This is a genomic window from Rothia mucilaginosa (assembly GCF_049990865.1).
Lineage (GTDB): Bacteria > Actinomycetota > Actinomycetes > Actinomycetales > Micrococcaceae > Rothia > Rothia mucilaginosa_I.
Genome location: NZ_CP188231.1, coordinates 769,277 through 791,918 on the forward strand (window position 1 = coordinate 769,277; position 22,642 = coordinate 791,918).

General features: G+C 58.8%; 14 protein-coding genes. 10 read left to right on the plus strand and 4 right to left on the minus strand.

The annotated features are described in order from the left end of the window. Positions 1-28 precede the first annotated feature (28 nt). From ACP3RB_RS03130 to ACP3RB_RS03145, 4 genes are all read right to left on the minus strand, one after another. Positions 29-1,612, minus strand: a complete 1,584-nt coding sequence (locus ACP3RB_RS03130) for an LssY C-terminal domain-containing protein (RefSeq protein ID WP_426699410.1) — start codon at positions 1,610-1,612, stop codon at positions 29-31. Positions 1,613-1,821: 209 nt separating this feature from the next. Further along, entirely contained in the window at positions 1,822-2,223 is a 402-nt protein-coding gene (locus ACP3RB_RS03135) for a hypothetical protein (protein WP_426699411.1), read from the minus strand. Between the two features lie 535 nt (positions 2,224-2,758). Further along, positions 2,759-5,491, minus strand: a complete 2,733-nt coding sequence (gene valS, locus ACP3RB_RS03140; RefSeq protein WP_426699412.1) for a valine--tRNA ligase — start codon at positions 5,489-5,491, stop codon at positions 2,759-2,761. Between the two features lie 19 nt (positions 5,492-5,510). Then, positions 5,511-5,825: a hypothetical protein gene (locus ACP3RB_RS03145; RefSeq protein ID WP_426699413.1), complete on the minus strand. Its 315-nt coding sequence runs from the start codon at positions 5,823-5,825 to the stop codon at positions 5,511-5,513. Positions 5,826-6,114: 289 nt separating this feature from the next. Here ACP3RB_RS03145 and ACP3RB_RS03150 point away from each other — a divergent pair, with 289 nt between their 5' ends. From ACP3RB_RS03150 to ACP3RB_RS03195, 10 genes are all read left to right on the plus strand, one after another. Continuing rightward, positions 6,115-6,429, plus strand: a complete 315-nt coding sequence (locus ACP3RB_RS03150; RefSeq protein ID WP_060824675.1) for a hypothetical protein — start codon at positions 6,115-6,117, stop codon at positions 6,427-6,429. A 141-nt stretch (positions 6,430-6,570) separates the two neighbouring features. Beyond that, entirely contained in the window at positions 6,571-7,371 is an 801-nt protein-coding gene (locus tag ACP3RB_RS03155; RefSeq protein WP_426699414.1) for an SDR family oxidoreductase, read from the plus strand. Between the two features lie 544 nt (positions 7,372-7,915). After that, on the plus strand, positions 7,916-9,625 hold the full coding sequence (locus ACP3RB_RS03160) for an LPXTG cell wall anchor domain-containing protein (RefSeq protein ID WP_426699415.1): 1,710 nt from the start codon (positions 7,916-7,918) through the stop codon (positions 9,623-9,625). Between the two features lie 653 nt (positions 9,626-10,278). Beyond that, on the plus strand, positions 10,279-12,258 hold the full coding sequence (locus ACP3RB_RS03165) for an adhesin (RefSeq protein ID WP_426699416.1): 1,980 nt from the start codon (positions 10,279-10,281) through the stop codon (positions 12,256-12,258). A 296-nt stretch (positions 12,259-12,554) separates the two neighbouring features. Then, entirely contained in the window at positions 12,555-14,393 is a 1,839-nt protein-coding gene (locus tag ACP3RB_RS03170) for a propanediol dehydratase (RefSeq protein ID WP_426699417.1), read from the plus strand. Positions 14,394-14,465: 72 nt separating this feature from the next. Next, entirely contained in the window at positions 14,466-14,711 is a 246-nt protein-coding gene (locus tag ACP3RB_RS03175; RefSeq protein WP_426699418.1) for a hypothetical protein, read from the plus strand. 161 nt (positions 14,712-14,872) lie between these two features. Continuing rightward, on the plus strand, positions 14,873-16,717 hold the full coding sequence (locus tag ACP3RB_RS03180) for a hypothetical protein (protein ID WP_426699419.1): 1,845 nt from the start codon (positions 14,873-14,875) through the stop codon (positions 16,715-16,717). Between the two features lie 338 nt (positions 16,718-17,055). Beyond that, entirely contained in the window at positions 17,056-18,711 is a 1,656-nt protein-coding gene (locus ACP3RB_RS03185) for an enoyl-CoA hydratase (protein ID WP_426699420.1), read from the plus strand. Between the two features lie 221 nt (positions 18,712-18,932). Further along, a complete protein-coding gene (locus ACP3RB_RS03190) occupies positions 18,933-21,746 on the plus strand; it encodes an HtaA domain-containing protein (RefSeq protein WP_426699421.1) in 2,814 nt (937 codons plus the stop codon). Between the two features lie 83 nt (positions 21,747-21,829). Then, positions 21,830-22,570 (plus strand): sirohydrochlorin chelatase, encoded by a 741-nt coding sequence (locus ACP3RB_RS03195; protein ID WP_311452203.1) that lies wholly within the window; start codon positions 21,830-21,832, stop codon positions 22,568-22,570. Positions 22,571-22,642 lie beyond the last annotated feature (72 nt).

A 22,642-nucleotide genomic window follows, 5' to 3' on the forward strand; every position in this document is an offset into this window, starting at 1 on the left:
GAAAAGTGCAATCCCTGAAGCATGTATTCTATGCGCGGTGAGTGCGGCTTGCAGAGGTAGCCTTGCGTTCCTTCTGAGCTTTCTGCGCCTGCTGTGCCTTCTGCGTCTTCTGTGCCTTGCGCTGAGCCCTGTGTTCGAGAACCTTCGGGTGTGTTGCCCGCTGCACAATCTTCGTATCACGCATATGGAAGGTGCGGGTTGCCGTGTACTGGACTGCCGCGTCCGAGGTGAACGCCAGCATCGCAAACACGGCAACGCCTAGTTGGAAGAAAATCGTGGACAGCGGCAGGGACTGGTGCCCCCACAGCACACCGCCGGTAATCGCCGCGAAGTTCAGCGCCGTCAACAGCAGAGCCAGTCGGCGAGCCTTCGACGAGCCTCGCAGAGTGCTCCACAGCAGGAACAGGTGCACCGCCGAATAAATCACCACGAAACCAACCAGCACCGTACCGGTAATGGTCAGCAGCACGTCGCTATCCACCTGATCGAAGAGGTTCAGCAACTCAATGTCGTTGCCGGAACCTTCCTCCAGCAGCTTGGCACGCAGAGCCGGGCGGCTGAGCGCCAGAATGACGCTGTTGATAATGTCTGCGAGGGTCACGGCGATGAGCATACCCGAACCGACCAGCAGATTCAGCGGCATGCGGTACGCCAGGTCGTGCGCGCTGGAGAGGTGAATTTCTTCCCGCTCCTGCGGCTCCAGTCCCTCATTGTTCAGCACGATGACCGGGAGCGCGCCGTCCGTGCGGATTGCGTCACCGCCGCCGTTACGGGCGTGGTAGCCGGAGGAAAAATCGTGCAGAATCTCAACGTGAGTTTCCGGGTGAGCGTACTGAATGGACTCCACAATGTAGTCGCGTTCAAAGTCGGTTTCAGCGTCAATGCGGTGCGTGACCTGCAGGGTGAAGAAGCTGAAACCCACACCGGAGTCGTAGGTGCCCGCCGCTAACCAATCCACCTGGTGACCGCCCGGCAGAAGCCAGCCGTCCGGGGTTTTCCAGAAGCGCACGTGGTGGCGCTTCTCGGGGTTGCCGTCCACTTCCTTCTGGTAGGCAAAAGCCTGCGTCTTACCAAAAATTTTCAGCGGGGAGACCGGCGCCTCCGCGTAGGAGCGGCGGGTGATGGTGGAAAGAATAATCTTCCAGGAAGAGACGAGGGTGACGTCGTCAGCGCGGGTCCAGCCGGCGTCCTGCATGACCTGGTGAATCTGCTCCTCGGTACCAATCAGACCGATATTGACCGGGTCGCCGAGCAGGCCATCCGGAGTGCGGGTGCGCCCAATAAAGTAGTCGGGCACGTAGATGCGGGTCATGATGGCGTGAAAACGCGGTAGCGTCAGGTACGCGGTGACCGCCCAGAAAATAAAAGCGATGGGGAAACCCCAAAAAGAGTGGCCCACCGTATTCGCCAGAATCAGGAAGGTCAGCACGAGGGCCGCGACGCCGGCGAAGATGAAGAAGAGAGTGTCCCAGAAATCGACCCAGAGGCTACGCGGGACGAGGTCTTGCGCCGCGCCGCGCGCGTCAATATCACCACGGTAGACCGGTGGCGAGGTAACTGGGGGAGCGACATCGCTGCGTATAGGCCGCAGGACGCGTTTTTGGTGGGACATTCCCGCCCTTTCTGCACATAGTTAGGGTCTTTGAATATCCATAACTATAGCAAGGGGCAGAATGTGCGAAGTATGCATTCCGGGCAGGGCTTAATCGCTTGGTTCGATTGCCCTGCCGCAGAAAACCCTGCCGCAGAAAAACCGCAGAAAAACGCAGTACTAACACCGAGTGCTGGTGTTGCCGCGCGAAAGAAATATAGGGTGTGCCCCTACTCGGGGAGGGGCTTAGCCTCAACCGCGGCACGTGCGGCCGCAATGGAGCTTTCGTGGTGCAGCATATCGCGGCTTTCACGCATGAGGCGCACCCACTTGCGGGTCAGCTCTTCGAGCTTCTGAGCGCTCAAAGAGCCGGAGGCGATGCTCGCCTCATCGGCGGCGGCGCTGGTGGAAATATGCTGATGCCACAGCTCGTACACTTCGTTGGTGTAGTTGGCATGTAGCGTCTGGGCGTACTCACGTGCCTGGCTGATGTATTCGTTCAGGCTCTTGTGGTAGTGCTGAAGTTGATCGGGGGAAATGTTGGCTTGCGCTCCTGGCGGTGAGCTCGGGGTTGAGCTCTGCCTCGCGTGCGGGTTATCAGGGGAACCGGAAGGTAATGAGTGTGCAGTCATGATGATATAGGGTGCGCCCACTTTGGCGCGGGGTCAGAGCCAGGTGGCATCACTGCCCCCTGACCGGTTGAGTTCTTGTCGTGCGGTTGGGCGGTTATGTCTAGTTCGTACCGGTGATTTGTCTGTTGCTGAAGCTGAATAGAGGGTTGTTCCTGGCGGTAAAACCCTCACATCAACAATCATACATAAAGTGACAGTCAATCTCATAAGGTTGATTATGCTCTTTGCACATTGATGAATATAAAAATGGGTTGGAAACCCCACGGAAACCCCATAGAACCGCAAACTAAACCCACATCGTTGGGGGAGGCACTGGCGAAGATTCTCAGAGGGCTGGAGCAGACATTCACGGGCACAGTTTGGATAAAGCCTATAGTCAGGGCCGTAGAGATTAGCTGCCGCACCCTCACACCCGGCGAGCTGCAACGAACAGCAGGCACAGAAAACGGGGCGGTACCGTCAATCGGTACCGCCCCGTCCTCAACGCTCAAGGAGCGTCATAAATTTAAGCGAAGAATGCTCAATTTAGGCGAAATTACTCAGCTGCTTCTTCTACAACGAGCACAACATCGCGAACCTCCAGCTCGCCCTCAGCCGCCACCAGGGACAGCTCACGAGCGTTACCGGCTGCCTTCAAATCAGCCAGGCCAGCGGCAATGCGATCCAGCTGAGCCTGCGGAGCCGCAATGGTTGCGGACTCAACCTCGGTGCGCTGCTTAACCTTCGCGTCGCTCTTAGCCTTACGCAGACCACCCAGAGCCTCAGCAACATCCGGCAGGATCTGCTTCAGCGACTCAATCTGAGCCGGGTCAGCGTCCGCCAGGACCCACTGAGCAGAAATGCCAGCAGTCGGGTTCTGTGCAGAGTACTCAGCCAGCAGGGTACCTTCCAGAATGGGCAGTGCCTGCGGCCACTCGGCGCGGTGCACGCTACCTGCACGCCACCAGGACCAAATCTCTTCGGTCACGAACGGCAGGAAGGGCGCGAACAGGCGTAGCAGAGCATCCAGGGTGGTTGCCAGCGCAGCCAGAACAGAAGCCTGCTCCTCCTCACCGCGAGCACCGTACGCACGGTCCTTAATCAGCTCAACGAAGTCGTCGGTGAAGGACCAGAAGAAGCTCTCGCAAATCTGCAGGGCACGAGCGTACTCGTACTTCTCAAATGCGGCGGTTGCCTCTTCAATCAGGTACGCCAGGCGAGCCAGCAGGGAGCGGTCCAGGGCGTTGATGAGCACGCGGCCCTGAGCCTGCGAGGTGATGACGGACTTCTCGGTAGCGCCCAGGTTCAGCACGAACTTGGAGGCGTTGAGCAGTTTAATGGCAAGGCGGCGGCCAATCTTCATCTGGCCTTCGTCGTAGGCGGTGTCAGCACCCAGGCGAGCGGAAGCAGCCCAGTAGCGCACAGCGTCCGAACCGTACTTCTCCAGAACCTCGTTGGGGACCACAACGTTGCCCTTGGACTTGGACATCTTCTTGCGGTCCGGGTCGAGAATCCAGCCGGAGAGCGCGGTGTTGTACCACGGCACGGAGGAAGCCAGGGTCTCCGCGCGAACAGCGGTGGAGAACAGCCAGGTGCGGATAATGTCGTGACCCTGCGGGCGCAGATCCATGGGGAAGGTCTTCGCGTGCAGGTCCGGGTTTACGCCCCAACCGGTCGCAATCTGCGGGGTCAGGGAGGAGGTAGCCCAGGTGTCCAGAACGTCCGGGTCAGCGATGAAGCCGCCCGCTACGCCGCGCTGATCCTCGGTGTAACCGGGAGCAGCCTGAGATGCGGGGTCAACCGGCAGCATCTCTTCGGTCGGCAGAATCGGGTTCTCGTAGTCCGGCTCACCCTCAGCGTCCAGCGGGTACCAGACGGGGAAGGGAACGCCGAAGAAACGCTGGCGAGAAATCAGCCAGTCGCCGTTCAGACCCTCAACCCAGTTCTCGTAGCGGCTACGCATGAAGGAGGGGAACCAGTTCATTTCACGGCCGCGCTCGATGAGCTTCTCGCGGCGTGCAGCGTCACGGCCACCGTTGCGGATGTACCACTGGCGGGAAGCAACGATTTCGAGGGGCTTGTCGCCCTTCTCGTAGAACTTCACGGGGTGGGTAATCGGCTTGGGGTCGCCGTCCATTTCGCCAGCTTCAACCAGCATTTCCACGACGGTCTTCTGTGCGGTGAAGACGGTGGTGCCTGCCATGCGCTCGTAGCGCTCGCGACCCTCGGGGGAGGTGATCCATTCGGGGATTTCGCGGGAGAAGCGGCCATCGCGACCGATGAGGGCGCGGGTGTCCAGCTGCAGTTCACGCCACCAGGTGACGTCGGTGGTGTCACCGAAGGTACAGATCATGGCGATACCGGCACCCTTGTCGGGCTGTGCCAGCGGGTGCGCCTTGATCTCGACCTCAACGCCGAACAGCGGGGAGGTGACGGTGGTGCCGAATAGCGGCTTGTAGCGCTCGTCGTCCGGGTGCGCCACGAGAGCCACACAGGAGGGCAGCAGCTCGGGGCGGGTGGTCTCAATCCAGACCTTCTCGCCGTTGGGGCGGTGGAAGCTGATGCGGTGGTACGCACCGGGGCGTTCCTTGTCTTCCAGCTCTGCCTGTGCCACTGCGGTGCGGAAGGTGACGTCCCACATGGTCGGTGCTTCAGCCATGTAGGCGTTGCCTGCTTCCAGGTCCTTCAGGAAGGCGAGCTGGGAGACCTTGCGGGAGTGCGCGTCGATGGTGCGGTAGGTGCGCGACCAGTCAACGGACAGGCCCAGGGTGGTGAAGAGGTTTTCGAAGACCTTCTCGTCTTCAACCGCGAGCTCTTCACAGAGTTCAATGAAGTTGTTGCGGGAAATACGCGGCCACTTTGCCTGGCTGCGGTCGGGCTTGGGGGTGCCGTCTGCCTTCCAGGTGATCAGGTCACGGAAGGAGTCGTTGTCTGCCACGGAGGGGTCGCAGAGAACGCCGTAGTAGTTCTGAACGCGGCGTTCGGTGGGCAGGCCGTTGTCATCCCAGCCGAGGGGGTAGAACACGTTCTTGCCGGTCATGCGCTGGTAGCGTGCAATGACGTCGGTCTGGGTGTAGGAGAACATGTGACCCACGTGCAGGGAGCCGGATGCGGTCGGCGGCGGGGTGTCAATGGAGTAGACCTGCTCGCGAGTGGTGTTCTCGTCGAATGCATAGGTCTTCTCGTCGGCCCAGCGCTGCGAGAGCTTCTCTTCGAGGCCTTCGAGGGCGGGGCGGTCGGGAACGTTAATCTGTACGGGCGAGTCTGAGCCCAAAATGTTTTCAGCCATAACGGCTATTTTCTCATATTCACGGCATTCTCTCAGCTCCAGGGGAATTCTGTGCTGCGCTGAGCTGTTCGTACTGCTCGATGGCGGCTTCTAGACGCGCCAGGAGGTGCCGGTACCGGCGCGCGAACTGCGCCCTGCGTGCTGCGGCGCGTACCCCGCTGGAGGCGGTGAGTTCCTGCCAGCTGGCGGGGTCGAGGTAGCTCTGCCCGAGCAGCAGGTGTACCTCAGAGCTGTAGGGGGTTCCGGTGGCGGCACGGATGCTGCGCGCCCTCTGCTGGAGTGTTTGGCGCCGCTCGTGTAGTGCGGTGATGCGCTGGCGTGGTGTTGCTGTCATGTGGGGGTCCCTATATGAGGAGTAATCGGCGATTTAGCGGAAAACTCAGTGGTAAGTTCAGCGGCAAACTCAATGGAAAACGGCAATGGGGGGGGGGAGGGATCCCCTTAACGTACTGCCCTCGGTTACCTGAAGTGTAGGCGCGAAAATCCGCGGTATCAATAGCCGCGGTATCAACAGTGACAGTATCAGTACAGTATCAATAGTGACGGTATCAACAGTTGGTGAATCCTTCTCAGCGGCGCGGCGGCGGCGTAGACTGAAAGTACACGACCTTTGAGGAGTTGCCATGAGTTCTCTGAGTATTTTCGGTTTGGGCACGTCTGAAACTGTTCTGCTGATACTGCACCTGGTGCTGGTTGCGTTGTGCATCTGGCATTTGACGGTGTGTAGCGGTTACGGTGAGGCGCGCATGCGTTTCGTCCTGCCTCTGATTGTGTTCATGCCGGGCGCCGCGATTCTTTATTTGATGTCGGCGCGTGAGGGTACGGTCCCTCCGGATACGATTAAGACCGGTAGTAGTTCGCCCGTGTATTTTGAGCACCGCCTCGGATTCCGTGACGGTGGTAGGAGCCGCTGGGGTCTGCCTCGCCGCCGCAAGTAGCGGCCTGACGGGGTGCCGGGCGGTTGTGGTACCGGCACCTATCTCACTTCTCACTATCGCACTATCGAAAATTTCAAAATATATGCCCGCGAGTTTGCTTGAACAGAGCACCCGCGGGCATCGCTCTACTAGGATTAAAGTATGACTGAGAACACCCACATTCCTGCATCTCCTTTTCTGCCTCATACTGGCGACGGCAAAGTTGCCGTGGTGACTGGCGCATCCAGCGGTATTGGTCGTGCCACTGTGCACCAGCTGGTGGCAAGCGGCTGGACCGTCTACGCTCTGGCACGCCGCACCGACCGACTCTACACCCTCTATGCGGAGACGGGCGCTCACCCGGTGACCTGTGACGTGACCGACGAGCATTCCGTGCGCTTTGTTGCCGAGCAGATTCTGGAAGAGCAGGGCACCATTGACGCCCTGGTCAATATTGCCGGCGGCGCTATTGGCGTGGATAAGGTCGCCGACGGCAAGACGGTTGACTATCTGAAGATGTACCAGATGAATGTGCTCGGCATTCTGCACATGGTGCGCGCCTTCGCGGAGGCGCTGCGGATGAATGGTCACGGTACGATCCTGAACCTGACCTCCACCGCAGCGGAACATGGCTACGAGGGCGGCGCCGGATACAACGCGGCAAAGTTTGGCGCTCGCGGTCTGACCGAGGCGCTACGCCTGGAAGAGGCGGAGCATAATGTGCGCGTGATTGAGATTTGCCCGGGCATGGTGCACACCGAGGAGTTCTCCCTGAACCGCCTGGGTTCCAAAGAGGCGGCTGACCGTGTTTATGCCGGAGTTGAGAAGCCTTTGACCGCCGAGGACGTGGCGCAGACCGTGACCTTTGCGTTGAACGTTCCGCACCACGTGAACCTCGACCGCATTACGATTCGCCCGGTAGCGCAGCCGAGCCAGTTCAAGGTGATTCGTAAGGAGAGCTAAGCTTTGCACTCTTGCGCTCGCTGATGCGGGGTTATTGTGCGTGCCTCGCCTGCATTCCAGATTCTTGGGATGCGGGCGAGGCTTTTTGTGTGCGCGCCCGGTAAATCTATGGCTTGTGTGGAGCTTTGGTTGGGGTGCCGTGCGGGGCGGGAATAGGTGGGGGAGAGATGTCAAGGAGTACTTGATGAAACTATAAAGTGGTACGTGAGACTTTAAGGTTCACCATAGTGAAATGGTTGGGGTGAAATTATCCACGGAAAGTATCATATTTTCTTCAAATACAATCAAAATGTAGGGTTGCCGGTGCTCATATGTCAGTATATGACCACAAAACACCATAATTGGTCTGTAATAACTCTCAACTTGAGGGGTAGTTTTATAACGATTTTATTACAGTTGCTTAAAGCGGGCATTAAGAGGGGAGAAGACTCAGGGTCGGGTGCTAGCCTTTTAGCAGTCACACCCGTATGTGAACCTGCGCGCCCCTCAAAGACGGAGGCGCACCGCGTAGGTTCACCACCGATAATTCAGAGATCGAGGAAAAATGTCGAAGACTACCCGTCGCGTTTACAAGATCGCAGCTGCGGCAGCTTTTACCGCTGGTTCTGTGGCAGCAATCCCGGCAACCTTCGCGGCAGAAGCACCCGCCGATCAGCAGCAGCAGGTTGTCGACCAGAAGGCAACTGCTCAGGCTTCTTCCCTGCCTGGCGGTAACGCAACCGAGACCCCCAAGGCAGAGGCTCCCAAGACCGAAGCTCCTAAGGTTGAGGCAACTGAGGCTCCCAAGGCTGAGGCTCCGAAGACCGAAGCTCCTAAGGCAGAGGCAACTGAAGCACCTAAGGCTGAGGCAACCGAGGCACCTAAGGCTGAGGCAACTGAAGCACCTAAGGCAGAGACTCCCAAGGCTGAAGCACCTAAGGCTGAGGCTACCGAGGCTCCCAAGGCTGAGACTCCTGCCCCCACCGCTCCTGCAACCCCCGAGCCGACCACCCCCTCCACCCCGACCCCCGAGGCAAAGCAGGCTGACCCCTCCATCGTTATCGAGGATGCTCGCTTCCCCGGTAACGCACAGCTGAACACCGTGAGCGTTGTTGGCACCGGCTTCTACGGTGAGAAGGTTGGCCCCGGCGTACAGGTCAGCATCTACGCACTGGACGCAGACAACCAGATCACCGGTGAGGCTCTCGCTACCGTTGTGGTACCCGCAGAGCAGATTCAGGACGGTACCTTCAAGGCTTCCATTACCGTTGAAGCAAGCAAGCTGCCTGCTGGCGCATCCTACGCACTGGCTGCTGTCAGCAACCCGCAGGGTCAGCCCAACGAGAAGCTCGTGGCTATCTCCTCCTTCAAGGTCACCGAGTCTACCTCCCCCGAGGCTCCCAAGAACGAAGAGACTCCCGCTCCCGTAACCCCGGCACCCGAGGCTCCCAAGACTGAGACCCCCAAGGAAGAAACTCCTGCTCCGGAAGCACCCAAGGCTGAGACTCCGGCACCCGAGCAGACCGAGACCCCCGCTCCTGAGGCACCCGCGGCACCCGAGAATGCAACCCTCACCACCGAGGATGCTTCCCTGGATCCGAACGACCAGTACAACGTTCTGACCTTCAACGGCTCCGGCTTCACCCACGAGTCCGTCGCTAACGGTGTCCAGATCGCAATCTACCGTCTGGATGCAAACGGCAACATCACCGGCGAGGCTCTGGCAACCCACGATATTCCCGCTTCTGAAATCGTGAACGGCACCTTCCGCGTCAAGGTTAGCGTTCTTGCCGAGCTACTGCAGCCCGGTTACGCCTACGCAATGGTGGCAACCAGCGACCCCAACGGCCTGGTGCACCAGGTGGCAGTCACCACCGCTACCGTGAGCGATGCGAACAACCCCGCACCGACCCTGCCGGCAGCTACCGAGGGTGACAACACCACCGTTCGCGATAATGGCGACGGCACCACCAGCGTCTTCACCGCTGAAATGCGCGAAGACGGTTCGGTTGTCGTAACCGAGACCCGTATGCCTTCTTCTCAGGCACCCAAGGCTAAGGTTGGCAACGCATCCGCTGCCACCTCCTCTAGCTCCAATGGCCACACTGTAGGTGTCTCCGGCACCAAGGGTTCGACTTCGACCTCTTCTTCGGCTTCCTCGAAGCCGCAGCTGGCTAACACCGGTGCTGAGGGCGTTGCAGGTATCGCAGGTGTTGGTGCCGCAGCTCTGATTGCTGGTGCTGCACTGATGCTCCTGCGCCGCCGTAGCCTCTAATAGCTCAGCCTCTATAGGTTAGGCTCTGAAAATCTGATGCTCACCGCAAGGTGAGTGACACGAGTGCCGCCAATGCTCTAGAAAGAGTATTGGCGGCACTTTTGCGTGTCGGTGGTTTTGCGTGCCGACAGTTTTGCTGAGCTGTTCTGCCGAGGTTATTTATTGGGTGTTTATTGGTATGCACGCTTTTAGTGAATGCGCCGGGAAAAGCGGTGTGACCTGCTATTTTTTCACTTAAAAGAAATAAATTAAATGCATGAATGTGCAGAATATTTTTATCTCAAATCCATTAAAACTGCATATGCATGCAATAAAACCTTGAGCCTCAAGGGAGAGTTTAAAAATTTTGCCTAGTCCATGCAATTTGAGTGCTCTTGATGCTGTTCCGAAGAGTAAAAAATATTCTGTGTGGGTTATTGCACAGGAAAACACTTGGAAGGTAAAGCGGATTTACCGCAATAAACGCAAAAGTATTGTTAGTGTGGAATTACCGATAAATAGAGCGATTCCCTTCGCGGTAACTTCCACTATTACATGAACGTTATGACTAGTCCGTACGTTATAGCGTTCAATCCCGAAGAGGCACCTGTCCACCTTCGATCCGTGGCACCCTCCGGAGGGTATCGTTCACACTCACAGAAAAGGTGTGTTCCATGCCCGAACCCGCTCACTCAAAAACTCGTGCAACAGCCGCTATTGCTGCTTCCGTCCTGTCCGTCACCGGTGTTGGTGCTGCGCACGCAGATGTGCAGGTGCAGAATACTGGAGGAGTGGCTTCAGCGACCACGGTGGAGTCTGATAATCCTCCCTCCGAGGAAGATGTAACCCCCATCGAAAACGTTGCTACCCAGAATTCCCCGCAGGTGTACGTAGAGCAGGGCGTTGTCATTAACCCCGCACGCTCCCAGAGCATCACCGTCAGTGGTGAAGGCTTCACCGGCGGCCCTGTTGAGCGTTACGGCGTGGCGGTCTACGTGAGCGAATACCGCCAGTACCCCCTCTACGCGTTGGCTCGCGGCTCCGCCGTAGCGATGACCCTCGTACCCGAACTCGACGTGGAGGGTGGTCGCTTCAGCACCCAGCTGACCCTGCCCGCAGGTACCCTCGACCCCAACCAGCAGTACGTCGTCGCGACGGCAGTGGTTGACCCCGGCAAGGGCTACGCAACGGAAGACCCCTCCTACAACTCCTCTGCACCCCTGGAGCTGCTGCCTGCAGACACTCAGAATGAGCCGCTCAACGCTCAGATTCTTTCGGGCCAGCTGGAAATCCCGCAGGAAAAGAACCTCATCGTCTACAAGGTCACCGGTCTGGGTGAGGCGCAGGCCTTCGAGGTGATGACCTATGCCTACGCCCTGGATAGCCAGGGTAACCGCATCCTGCTCGCTGCCTCTCCCGCACGTGCCGACGTTATGAACGGCACCCTCTTGGATGGCATTGAGGTGCCCGGGTCCAGGTTGGAAGAAGTGCAGGCTGTTCACGAAGATCTGCGCTATGTGCTCAGCGTTGAAATCGCGCCCTCTGCCGCTAATGGTTATACCGCCCAGGAAGTTGAGGTTCCCTTCATGAATGGTTGGAATGCACAGAATGGCTCCGCTCCGGTTGCTACCGCTGAGCGCGCAATGGCGGAGCAGGCACAGTCTAAGAAGAAGCGGTCTGAAGAGGATGTACAGTCCGAGCAGAGCGCCCAGGCTGAGTCTGTCCAGGCTGCCTCGAATGCCCAGTCTGAGCAGGTGGTTGCCGTGAGCCCCGTCGAGCAGTTCGACCGCGTACTGCCCGAGGATGACCCGCGCCGCCACTACGACCTGCCGCGCAACACCGTCTTTGACCGCGTCCATGACACCACCGAAGAACAGAACAACACCTCTAACCCCGTGATGACCGCCCGCCTGCACGTAGAAGAAACCGTAGTTCCCGAAAATGACTCTGAGAAGGCTCTGACCGTGCGCGGCGAGGGTTTCACTGGCGTCAGCTCGGTACACCTGATGGTTAGTGCTGTCGACGAATACGGTGTGGCACGCGGTGGCGTAATTGCCTCGGCTGATGTCTCTGAGATTGACGCCTCCGGTGCTTTTACTGCCCAGGTGCAGATTCCCGGCTCGGAGCTCAAGCCCGGCACTACCTACCGTGTGAGTGCTGTGGCGGAGGATGAGCAGGGCACCGTGCGCATGGTCAATGGTGGTTTCACTGTCGATCGCGATAGCGCGGATAACGTGCCTGCAACCCCTGAGGCGTCGGAGTCTGAAAGCTCTGCGCCTGAGGTTAATGCGCCTGATGCTACCGCGCCTGCTGAGGCTACCGCTCCTGCGGCAGATCAGCAGAAGGCGGGGGAGAGCGCTACCGACCAGAAGGATGATACTTCGGTTCCGGTTCAGAACACCGGTGCTCAGGATGCGTCCGCTCAGAAGGTCGAAGCTCAGGAGGTTGAACTGCAGAAGAGTGGCGAGCAGAAGGCGCAGGCCTCTGGTTCTCAGAAGGTTGCCGCTGGTGCCCAGCAGAAGCGTGAGCAGTTGGCGGCTACCGGCGCCTCCAATATGTTGGTCATTAGCGCTGCTGGATCGCTGTCACTGCTTGCCGGTATGCGTTTGAGCCGCCGTCGCCGTAGTGAGATGCAGCTCAGTTCTCGCCGCTAAAACAGGTCAATTATTGCCCCACTAGGCAAAACATGCACATAGATGTAGGGATGTCCGAAATGCAAGATTCGGGCATCCCTACATCTTTAACTTTTTCTAAGGTTATACCTATAATTTAGAGTGCTGTCATAGACGGTACTATCACTCTTACCACCCCGTTCACCCGGGGTAGGAGTCGCTGTGAAGCGCCTCCCGGTCACCGATATCAGAGAACCGTTATTCTGCGCCTACTTCCGACCTTTGGGCGCAGGAGTCACACAACGATTCATCACACTCACTCACGAAAATAGGTGACCATGTTTTCCACGCAGCGTTCCTGCCGCGGCGCGGCGCTAGTAGCGTCTGCCGCCCTCGGTTTGGGCGGCTCCGTCGCGCCTGCAACTCTGGCCCCCGCTACCTTCGCATCTGCCGCTCACGCGCAGACTCAGCTGTCTCCGAAGCCTGAACTTCCCATCGCCGTTGCCACCGATGTGGTTCAGCACAGCATCACCTTGGATCTGCTGGCTCAGACTAGCGACTACACTCTCCTGCAGGTCAGCGGTGTAACTTCCCTGGATCAGGTGAAGGTTCGCCTGTCTGCCATCTCCGTTGAGGATGGCATTATCGCCACTATGACCGTACCTGATGCTCAGCTGACTGCCTCAAAAAATGAAGAAGGCAACATGGAGCTGAGCATTCACCAGCGCCTCAATGTTGAGCAGCCGTACATGGTCGAAATTGAGAATCTAAGCAACGGCGAGACTGTCTCCGTTGAGTTTATGCCTGAGCATGGTGTAACAGCCGATGAGATTATGGCTAGCCGCCAGAACATTTTCTTCCCCGACACCCCCGGTGTTCCCCGCGTTAACCGCGTGGAGGCGAACCCCGCCCCCGAGGTGTCCCTGAGCCCCAGCGCATCCCCGAGTGCCGCGAAGGATAGCCCGCGCCCGACGGTAGCCCCGGCACCTTCTGAGGCGCCGTCTGCATCGCAGAGCGCTTCGGCACGTCCTTCCGCGAGTGCATCTGCTAGCGCCTCGGCGAATGCGTCGGCGAGTGCATCCGCGAGTGCGTCTGCCAGTGCTTCTGCTTCGGCGAGCTCTTCTGCTGATGATGCGGCGCCTGCTGAGGTGACCGAGGATCGTCTGCTGGTGCACTCCCGCTCTGATCAGGCTCCTGCGGAGACCCGCGAGGCGACCCTGGAAATTTCTACCGCAGAACTGCGCGGTTCGGATGAGGTGCAGCCGATTAGCGTGCGCGCTAAGAACGTGGCAGAGAGCGGCTTGGGTTATGACGTGATGGTCTTTGAAATGCCTGCCGATGGTGGTGCCGTGGGTTCGCCGCTGGCGACCACGCATGTGAGCCCTCAGCAGGTGGCTGATGCTTCTTTCTCTGCTGATTTGAAGGTTCCCGGCACTTCTTTGAATGCGGGTAAGCGCTACCGTGTGGTTGTGGTGGGTGGTGACTCCACTGAGGAGCTGAAGCTCATGGCGACCAGCACTTTTGGTGTGAGCGTGATTCAGCGTGCTGTTCCTGTTGATCCGGCTCCGAGGCATACGAATACTGTTGTTCGCCCGCTGGCCCCGGTGATTTCTGAGGCGAATCAGCGGGTGAGCCCTTCGGCTCCTTCGGGGTATGTGAGCCCTGTGGGCTCTTCAGATGCCTCTGCAGACACTCAGGGTTTGGTGACTGATTCTGTCGCTAAGATTCCGTCGGCGGATGGCGCTCTGGGCTACATTGTGCAGGCGCAGCAGTCTGCGCGTGCGATTACCGCGCAGGCTCGTAGTTCTGTGGCTGAGACTACGGTGGTTCCTTCGACGCTGGTGATGTCTGGTTATGCGGTGATGCTGCCCGGTCGTACCGTGGTGAACCTGTTGGGTTACCAGCCTCTAGAGGGGGAGACGGTGACTGTTGCTTCGCCGCAGGAGAATGCGGGTGCTGCGGGTTCGGGTAGCTTCTATACGCGTAGCTCGAAGTCGCGCGGTGATTCTTCCGGTTCGAAACTGGAGGCGAGCGCCCAGGATAACGGCCCTCTGCCGGAGGGTACCTTGCCGCTGAGTATTGCCCTGCTGGGTTCGGTTGCCTTTGTGGGTACCGCTGTGGCGGTTAATGTGTATCGACGTCGCATTGAGGGTGTTGAGGAGCTGGGCGCTGAGTAGCCCTGCTTGAATAGCTCCGGATTCTGGATCTTCGCGCGTGAGACGTGTGGCTCTCTGTAGGGGAGTCGTTGAGTGGGAGGCGCTCTGCCGGGTGCGTGTTCGGTGGGGCGCCTTTTGCGCGCCTGGTTGCCTGCGTACCTGATGTCGACCCTGCTGCGTGGCGGTCTGTTGCGCTCCGGTCTGGTGTGCCTTGGGGATGGTGTAAAAAATCTCTTTTTCGTGCACTTGTGGGAATATTTTCTTGCATTCGAATTTTGCGTTATTTATATCTCAGTAAAGTATTTAATTCCTTTTATTTTGGCGATTATTGCGACATAAAGTTTTAGCACATGAATGCAATGCAACATTAAGTGCAATATCCGTGTTAGTCTAGGGTGTAACCGACGTACTGATGCGCAAATACCTGGATCAGAAACACCGGCTTGTGGTGAGCCTTCCCTAGTCCAGGCTTTGTGCCTACATCGCTTGAAATGGCACACATGACTATCACTCAACTTCCGAAACGAATTCATGCTCTTTCGCTTGCCGCCGCTTTGGGTGCAAGTGCTTTTGTGCTTCCTGGCGCCTCCGCAGTAGAGGCTGAAGCAATTAATGTGAATGATTGTCTGGCGGCTCTAGTTAATAACGAATTTGATTCGAGTTGCCCTTATGAAGACCTTGAAATTGAGGTCGATACCATCGAAATTCGCGTGCAGTCCATTAAGGATGGCAAAGCGACCCTGAAGCTTGCACCCCTTTACGAGGGTGGCTATGTGGGTGACGCATCCAAGGTCTACTTGGTGTTGCAGTACTACAGCACCACCGGCGCGGTGCTCGGATCTGACACCTACGAGCCGTCTGCCCTGCAGGTCGAGCGCGCTGATGACGGCTCGATGCTTGTCACCTTTGAGTTGCCGCAGACGCCCCAGGAAGGCTACTACTCCATTAGTGCCATGGATCTGATGACCTCCGACGCGGGTTACGGCGAATTCATGATTTCTGGAGGCTCCCTCGTACCGCACGCTATTCCGGTTGAGGATGACTCTGACGAGGTTCTGGTGGACAAGAAGGAGAGTGCCCACCATGTGCCGACCATTGATGAGTTGAAGGCGCTGGAGAAGCTCCGTGAAGAGGAGCAGAAGAACCAGCAGGCTGCAGATCAGAAGGGTAGCAAGGATAGGGTCAAGGTGGAGATTCCCTCTGATTCTTCTGAACACTCGAATTCTTCTGAACACCCGGATCTTGAAACTCACACTCAGAAGCTGGAACAGGTCCCGGGTGGATCGGGCTCTTCTCGTGATACTCAGACCCTGAGTGTTTCGGAACTGAAGGTTGCGTATGCTGAGGTTCGCTCTGATAAGGAAACCAAGCCGGTGACTATCAGTGCAGAGCGCCTGCCCGTGAACGCGGCTGGCTACGACCTGATCGTGGTTGAAACCGATATGAGCGGCAACCACAAGGGCGATGCGCTGTCCATTACGCACATCAGCTCTAATCGCATCGTCAATGGCGCGTTCAAGGAAGAGATTGGTATGCCCGGTTCTCTATTGAAGACCGGCTCGGTGTACACCGCTTACCTAGTCCGTGCGGACGATACTGAGTACGCAGAAGAAGTTGTCTCGGTGCGATTCAAAGTCAGCGGCGAAGCGACCGGTAGTGCAACCTCCTCGACGAAGGATGAGATGCCCAGCCAGGATGCCAACGCATCGCTCACGCCCAGTACCAATGCGGCCGAGGCAACCGGCACCACTGCGGGTAGCTCCTCCGCTGCTAGCGCCGTCTCGACCCGCTCTGATGCAACCCAGTCGGGCTCAGGCCAGTCTGCCACGAGTGCGCCCCGCTCCACCCTGGATGCGGTGAGCGCCATGTCCAAGGCAAAGGAAGCGAAGGCGGAGCGTCAGCGTCAGGCCCTTCTGGCTTTGGCTCAGGCACGTACGATAAGTCCGCGTTCGGCTTTTGAGCCGACCCATACTAACCAGATTTCGGCGTATAGCTCGGGTTCTGACCCGGCGTCGATTGCTGTTGCTGCGAACATGGATGCTCTGACGGATGAAGAAAAAGCGGCGTCGGCAGCTTCTGGTAGTGGCAATAAGGGTTTCACTCCCGTGGTTCACTCCGAGTCTAATACTCGTTCCGCGACGGTGAACTCGAACGTCACCCAGGTGCACTCCAACGCGAATGCTGATCGTCAGGATGGCGTGAAGGCTGTAGCTTCCGCAGCATCTCCTGCTGGTGAAGAGGTCGCGCAGCACGGTGTAGCTTTCTGGGTTCTTGGAGGTGCCAGCTTGATGCTGGTGGTTGGTGCCGCGTGGATGGCTCACCGCAGGGGAATCCTCGGCGGCTAATATTCCTCATCAGTGCTTTTTGACCGCTCTGTATATGATGTTCTTTGTTTCATGAGGAATGTTCGCCCCCGCTATCTGTAGACGCAGATAGCGGGGGTAATTCGTATGTTCAGGGTGTTCAAAAAAACTCTACCCTCGCATGAATAAACCTTAAGGTTCGTGATAGGGTTGACATAACCGATAAATAGATGCGAGCTATTGTCAGGTCTTCGCCACCTGAAATACGAAGCGGAGCGTGGTACGACGAGTCCGGGCGCATGACGCTCCCGAAGGGCTCCCCGCGGCACGTGAAGAACGAGCAGTAGTGCGCACAATTCCACCACGAAAAGACGCATTGCATGAGTATTTATTCAGCGAAGCACCGTATTGTCACCGCAACCATTTTGGTTGCGGGGCTTCAGTGTGGGCTTGTTGTACCCTCCGTCGCAGCGGAAGCCCCCGTCACGACGCACTCTGCCATGCTGAAACCCTCCGCATTGAACGCGGACCAGGCTGAAGACAACCAGAAGGCGCAGAGCGCAGCCTCCACCATCACCATGAAGGCGCAGCTTAGGGATGGCGGCTACCTTCTACGTTGGACGGGCTTTCCCAAAGATCTGGAGGCCTCCAGTGTTCTGGTTGACGTGAACTTCTACACCCCTTCCGGTGAGTATGGTGGCTCCGTGCTGGAAAGCCCGACCCTAACTGAGGGGACCAAGGAGGGGGAGTTCCGCCTGCTGATGAGCCCGGCAACGGACTCTAACGTCGTGTACGTCATTGTTCTGGAAGATACCGTGCACGGCGTCTCCTACGAATTCTTCGTGACCGAGCGGGACAACCGCCTGGTTGAGGCCGCTGATCCGCGCAACGGTAAGGCAAAGCCCACCGAACCGCCGATCGACATTGAGCGCGAAGAAGCCGAAACTGCCGAGGCGACTCCTCAACCAACCCCTGAAACTGTAAACTTGCCTTCGCCCACCGCCATCTCAACTACCGCCACCTCATCCACCGATACGTTACCCACCGATGCGGGCGGTGACACGGTTCGCCGTACCGTAGACAACCGGAAGAACAAAGATTCTGGTCAGTATGTTATCTCCGAAGACACCAGTATGCATGACCCGATGAATCAGCGCGAGGGTAAGGCGCACATGTCCATTCAGGACTCGCAGGGTAACTCTCAGGATGACACAAAGCCCGTCACGGTCCGTGCCACGAACTTCCCTCAGAACGAGAAGGGTTACGACCTGATCGTCATGGAAATCGACTCCAATGGCAACACTGTGGGTGATGCGCTCGCCATCGTGCATGTGGGTCCGGAATCCATTTCTGCCGGTGCTTTCGAGGCTGTGATTGGCGTGCCCGGTGCGTCCTTGCAGATTGGCAAGACGTACCTGGTGGCAGCATTTGACGCCGCCAATGATGGCAACCTTCAGCTGAATACGGTTCGTTTTACGGTGACTCAGGCTTCTGTCGAGAATGGTGGCTCGTCGTCTGATTCTTCCTCTAAGAACGAGAGCGAATCGGCTGCGGAACCTTCTGCGAATCCTACGATTACCACTGATTCTGCAGGTGCATCTGGCGCGAGCACACCCGCCGCAGGATCTAGGTCTAAGACCCGCGGTATTCAGGCTGATACCGCCATGGCTCCGGGCACTAAGGACGCCACGATTTCTGTTCCGCGCCCCTCGGGTGGTTCTGTTACCGAGTCTTCCTCGGCTCTGGGGTACCGCACTGAGGAGGCGCAGCCTGTTCAGGTGCCGACCCCCGACTCTAATCTGCCTTCGGGTATCGACTCGGCGGCGCAGTCTCGCCGCGCCGCGATTCTGAATGGTTCTTCCTCTCAGGTTCGTACTGAGCACGGGTCGCCGGATGGCGTGAAGGCAACGGAGGCGCAGATTACCCGCAATACGAGTAAGAGCTCGCCTCTTCTACCGATTTTGGTAACTTTGGGTGGCGGCCTGATTCTTGGTGCCCTGGGCGTGTCACGTGCGCACACCTCGAAGAAGGATTAGTTGCGTAGATTAGTTGCGTAGGGGCTGGGGGAGTGGTGGCCCCCCGGTGCTTGTTCCCTGGTGCTTGGGCGACGTGCTGGTGTGGGCTAGTTGTATCCCCGTCAGTGTGCGGTGGGGTGTTTTGTCATAAAACGGTTCACTTGGTGTGTATCTTGAGAAATTCTCACACTGTCGATATAGTAAGCCTGTCCTAACAATGTCGATAGTATGGATGCACACCAATGAAGATTTTCACATCTAGCACCCGCCTCTCCAAGGGAGCCTGCGCCCTCGCCGTCGCTGGCGCTGTCGCCCTGCCCCTGGCACCCGTTCTCGCCGAGAACATTAATATCGCTGCCCAGAACGTTGCCGCACAGAACGTCGCTGCAGGCGACCAGGCAACTGCTGGCGCGTCCTTCGGTTGGGGCGTGCGCGCCTCCTTCCTGTCCTATAACGGTATGCCCCGCGAAATGACCGACGGTGCAGCCTGGGACGCAACCGCAAAGCAGTTCACCTTCACCCCGACCTCCACCACCGTCTCTGAAGACGGCAAGCAGGTCACCCTGCAGGCTGCCGGCCGCCTCTGGTTCACCGGCCACTGCGCCGAAGGTCAGGACCCCGAAACCGGTTGCGCCCTGAACCTCACCTTCTCTAACCCCCGCGTGGAACTGAACCTCGCTGACGGTACTGGCTCCCTCTACATGACCGTGCGTACCAAGAACTACGCCAGCGGCAAGTTCGAGGGCCCCATGGAAGTCAAGATGGCTACCCTGAGCACCGGCACCGCCAAGCAGAGCGAGAAGGACGGCGTGGTCAGCATCAGCGGCATCTCCGCGAACCTGACCGCCGACGGTAACCACGCCTTCTCCGACTTCTACAACGAAGGCGCCAGCCTCGACCCGCTGAGCATCTCCTACACCGGTAGCGCAGCTAACGCCTCCAAGAGCGCCTACAGCGCCGCCGAGTCCTACAACACCGGCGCGGGCGTGAACCAGCCCCAGAACACCGCACGTCTGGGCCAGAACCACATCGTGCACGTGGCACCCCCGAGCTTCAGCGGCGACACCACCTACACCGTGCTGAACAGCTCCAACCTGAAGATGACCGACACCGGTGTTCTGAAGGCAATCAAGGGCGTTTTCGCTGTGGACGCTGACGGCAACCGCATGCTCGTCATCGGCAGCGAGACCAACAAGCCCGAGCTTTACACCGTGACCGCTGAGGGTAAGCTCGTCTCCTCCGGTATCTACTCTGACGCGGAGCTCGGCGCCAACACCGTCAAGGCAATCGGCTACAACCCCGCCAACAACACCTGGGGCATCCTCAGCATTGACGGCCAGGGCGGCGGCAAGCTGACCATTATTGACGCATCCGGTAAGGCAACCTCGCAGGCTCTGCCGAAGCCCGACTCCATCGACCCGCAGGTTGTGAACGCTTACTCGCTCGACGAGTACTACGGCGACTCGTTCTCCAACAACACCGTGACCCTCGCGCCGCTGCCCGACGGTAGCTTCGTGTACGCACCGTCGACCTCCATCTACGATGCGTCTGGCGAAAAAGTGGTCCAGAAGGGCCACCTGCTGCACCTGAGCAGCAACGGCGTGTCCCTGGTGCCGAACTCCTCGCCCGAGGGCTACACCACCGCCCTGCCCTCGACCCTGGTCAGCCCCAAGGGCTACATTTACCGTTGGAACAACTGGTACGGCGGTAAGGTCCAGGTTCTCAAGTACGAGAACGGCACTTTCAGCGTGGTCCGCGAGTCCTCAACCCTTGAGGGCTTCGAGAAGACCGAGGTCGCCACCATGTTCCTGACCCGTGCGGGTAACGTGGTCGTGGTGGATGCGTCCGGCTCCCGCCTGGTGTTCATGGATGACACCCTGAACAAGGTGAACGAGGTGGTGCTCTCCTCGATGCGCAAGACCGACAAGAGCGGCGGCTACAACGCCCTCGAGCTGCCCAACGGCGATATTATCTACCCGACCAGCTTCGAGAACCCGAACACCTACGAGGATCAGCTGTGGCTGAACCGTCTGGCAGCGAACTCGGCACCGGCACCGGCACCTGAGCCGACCAAGGCACCGGAACCGACCGTTGCTCCGACCGTGGCACCCTCTGTCGAGCCGACTGTTGCCCCCACCGCGGAGCCGACTAAGTCTGCTGAGCCGACTAAGTCTGCTGAGCCGACCGCGGAGCCTTCCGCAACTGCAGAGCCCTCTGCCACCGCTGAGCCGACCGTTGCTCCCACCGCGGAGCCGACTAAGTCTGCTGAGCCGACCGTTGCTCCGACCGCGGCACCCTCTGCAACTGCAGAACCCACCATGACGCCTTCTGCAAGCGCTGAGCCTACCGTGACCGCTGCTCCGACCGTGGCACCCTCTGCAACCGCTGAGCCCAGCGTGACCGCAGAACCCACCGCAGTGCCTTCGGAGGAGCCCACCTCGCCGTCTCTGCCGACCGCGTCCGTTGCTCCCAGCGTTTCCGTAGCGCCTTCTGTTGCCCCGAGTGCTTCTACTGCTCCTTCTGCAACCCCGAGCGCATCGGTGAGCGCATCCCCGACCGCGGTTCCGAGCGTTCCCGCCGTGACCCCTTCGGCGACCGTGTCCGCGTCGGCGTCCGCATCGGCATCCGCTAGCGCGTCTGCTTCTTCGAGTGTTTCTGCGAGCGCGTCGAGCTCCGCAAGCAGCTCCAGCAGCGCTTCGGTGAGCGCATCGGCATCTTCGAGCGCCTCCGCTTCCGCTTCCGCGAGCGCTTCCGCTTCTGAGAGCAGCACCGCCGACCAGAACACTGCCGGCCACAAGGGTGGCTCCAACGGTGGTTCTGACATGGGTTCCGGCGCATCCGACAACTTGGGTGTGAGCGGTTCCAATGGTGGTTCCTCTAACGGTGGTTCCTCCCTCGGTGGTGGTTCTTCCGCAGGTAGCTCCTCGACCTCCGGTAGCTCCTCCTCGAAGCTGGCTCAGACCGGCGCATCCGGCGCTATGTTCGCCGCAGCAGCTGGTGCTATCACCCTGGCTGCAGGTACCGCACTGGTTGTGGCACGTCGCCGCAAGAGCTAAGATTTAGCCTTCGCGCAACACCCCGCTTCGTTACTCGTGTTCATGAGTAGGGAAGCGGGGTGTTCCTTTCATACAATGGAAATATGACTATTCTGAATGTAATCGCAACCTCGCATGGCACCGACTCGGTCGCCGGTCGCGAGGCTATCACGCTGATTCGTGAGCAGATTAAGTTCCTGCTCGCACAGCGTAACGACGGTGTGGAGTACCGTGTCCACGCCGCATATGTGGATGTGGAATCTCCCAGCGTTGATGATGCCGCAGCCTCCCTGCCCAATGATGAGCCCTGCGTGATTGTGCCGATTCTGCTGTCGACCGGCTTCCACACTCAGGTGGATTTGCGCCGTGCCGCACGCAATAGCGGCATTGAGCGTATCAGCATTGGTGAGTCTCTGGGTCCGGATCCTCGCCTTGCCGCGCTGACCCGCGCCCGCTTGGAGGAAGCTGGTTGGACTCCCGGTGACGGCCCCGTGGTTCAGGGTGCTGCCGGTTCTTCTCGTGCTGATGGTCGTGCGGACATGAGCCGCGCGGCTGAGCTGCTGGCTGAGGAGTTGCACGTTCCGGTGCATCACGGCTTCATTGCCGCTATTGATCCGAAGTTCCACGAGGTGGTTGCTGAACATCAGCCTAAGTTTGCTGCAACCTACCTGCTGGCGGAGGGGTTCTTCGCCGGTAAGATGCGCCGTGATGCTGAGTCGACCGGTGTGCCGGTGAAGGTTGCCGCGCCGCTGGTGAACGCGCAGGGTGGCGCTTCTGCTGCCGTGGTGGCGGAGTGCTTTATTGACCGCATGGATGCGGCTATCGCCCAGCTGGATGCCGCCTAACAACTCAGGTTTGCGGTGCGTGTAGATGCGCTCGTAAGGCTGGAAGTGTTAATACAAAAAACCTCGGGACGT

Bases quoted from the DNA above. Each gene is read 5' to 3' on its own strand.
- ACP3RB_RS03195 (WP_311452203.1), top strand. From the start codon at position 21,830: ATGACTATTCTGAATGTAATCGCAACCTCGCATGGCACCGACTCGGTC.
- ACP3RB_RS03155 (WP_426699414.1), top strand. From the start codon at position 6,571: ATGACTGAGAACACCCACATTCCTGCATCTCCTTTTCTGCCTCATACT.
- ACP3RB_RS03130 (WP_426699410.1), bottom strand. From the start codon at position 1,612: ATGTCCCACCAAAAACGCGTCCTGCGGCCTATACGCAGCGATGTCGCT.
- ACP3RB_RS03165 (WP_426699416.1), top strand. From the start codon at position 10,279: ATGCCCGAACCCGCTCACTCAAAAACTCGTGCAACAGCCGCTATTGCT.
- ACP3RB_RS03160 (WP_426699415.1), top strand. From the start codon at position 7,916: ATGTCGAAGACTACCCGTCGCGTTTACAAGATCGCAGCTGCGGCAGCT.
- ACP3RB_RS03135 (WP_426699411.1), bottom strand. From the start codon at position 2,223: ATGACTGCACACTCATTACCTTCCGGTTCCCCTGATAACCCGCACGCG.
- ACP3RB_RS03145 (WP_426699413.1), bottom strand. From the start codon at position 5,825: ATGACAGCAACACCACGCCAGCGCATCACCGCACTACACGAGCGGCGC.
- ACP3RB_RS03185 (WP_426699420.1), top strand. From the start codon at position 17,056: ATGAGTATTTATTCAGCGAAGCACCGTATTGTCACCGCAACCATTTTG.
- valS (WP_426699412.1), bottom strand. From the start codon at position 5,491: ATGGCTGAAAACATTTTGGGCTCAGACTCGCCCGTACAGATTAACGTT.
- ACP3RB_RS03190 (WP_426699421.1), top strand. From the start codon at position 18,933: ATGAAGATTTTCACATCTAGCACCCGCCTCTCCAAGGGAGCCTGCGCC.
- ACP3RB_RS03180 (WP_426699419.1), top strand. From the start codon at position 14,873: ATGACTATCACTCAACTTCCGAAACGAATTCATGCTCTTTCGCTTGCC.
- ACP3RB_RS03170 (WP_426699417.1), top strand. From the start codon at position 12,555: ATGTTTTCCACGCAGCGTTCCTGCCGCGGCGCGGCGCTAGTAGCGTCT.
- ACP3RB_RS03150 (WP_060824675.1), top strand. From the start codon at position 6,115: ATGAGTTCTCTGAGTATTTTCGGTTTGGGCACGTCTGAAACTGTTCTG.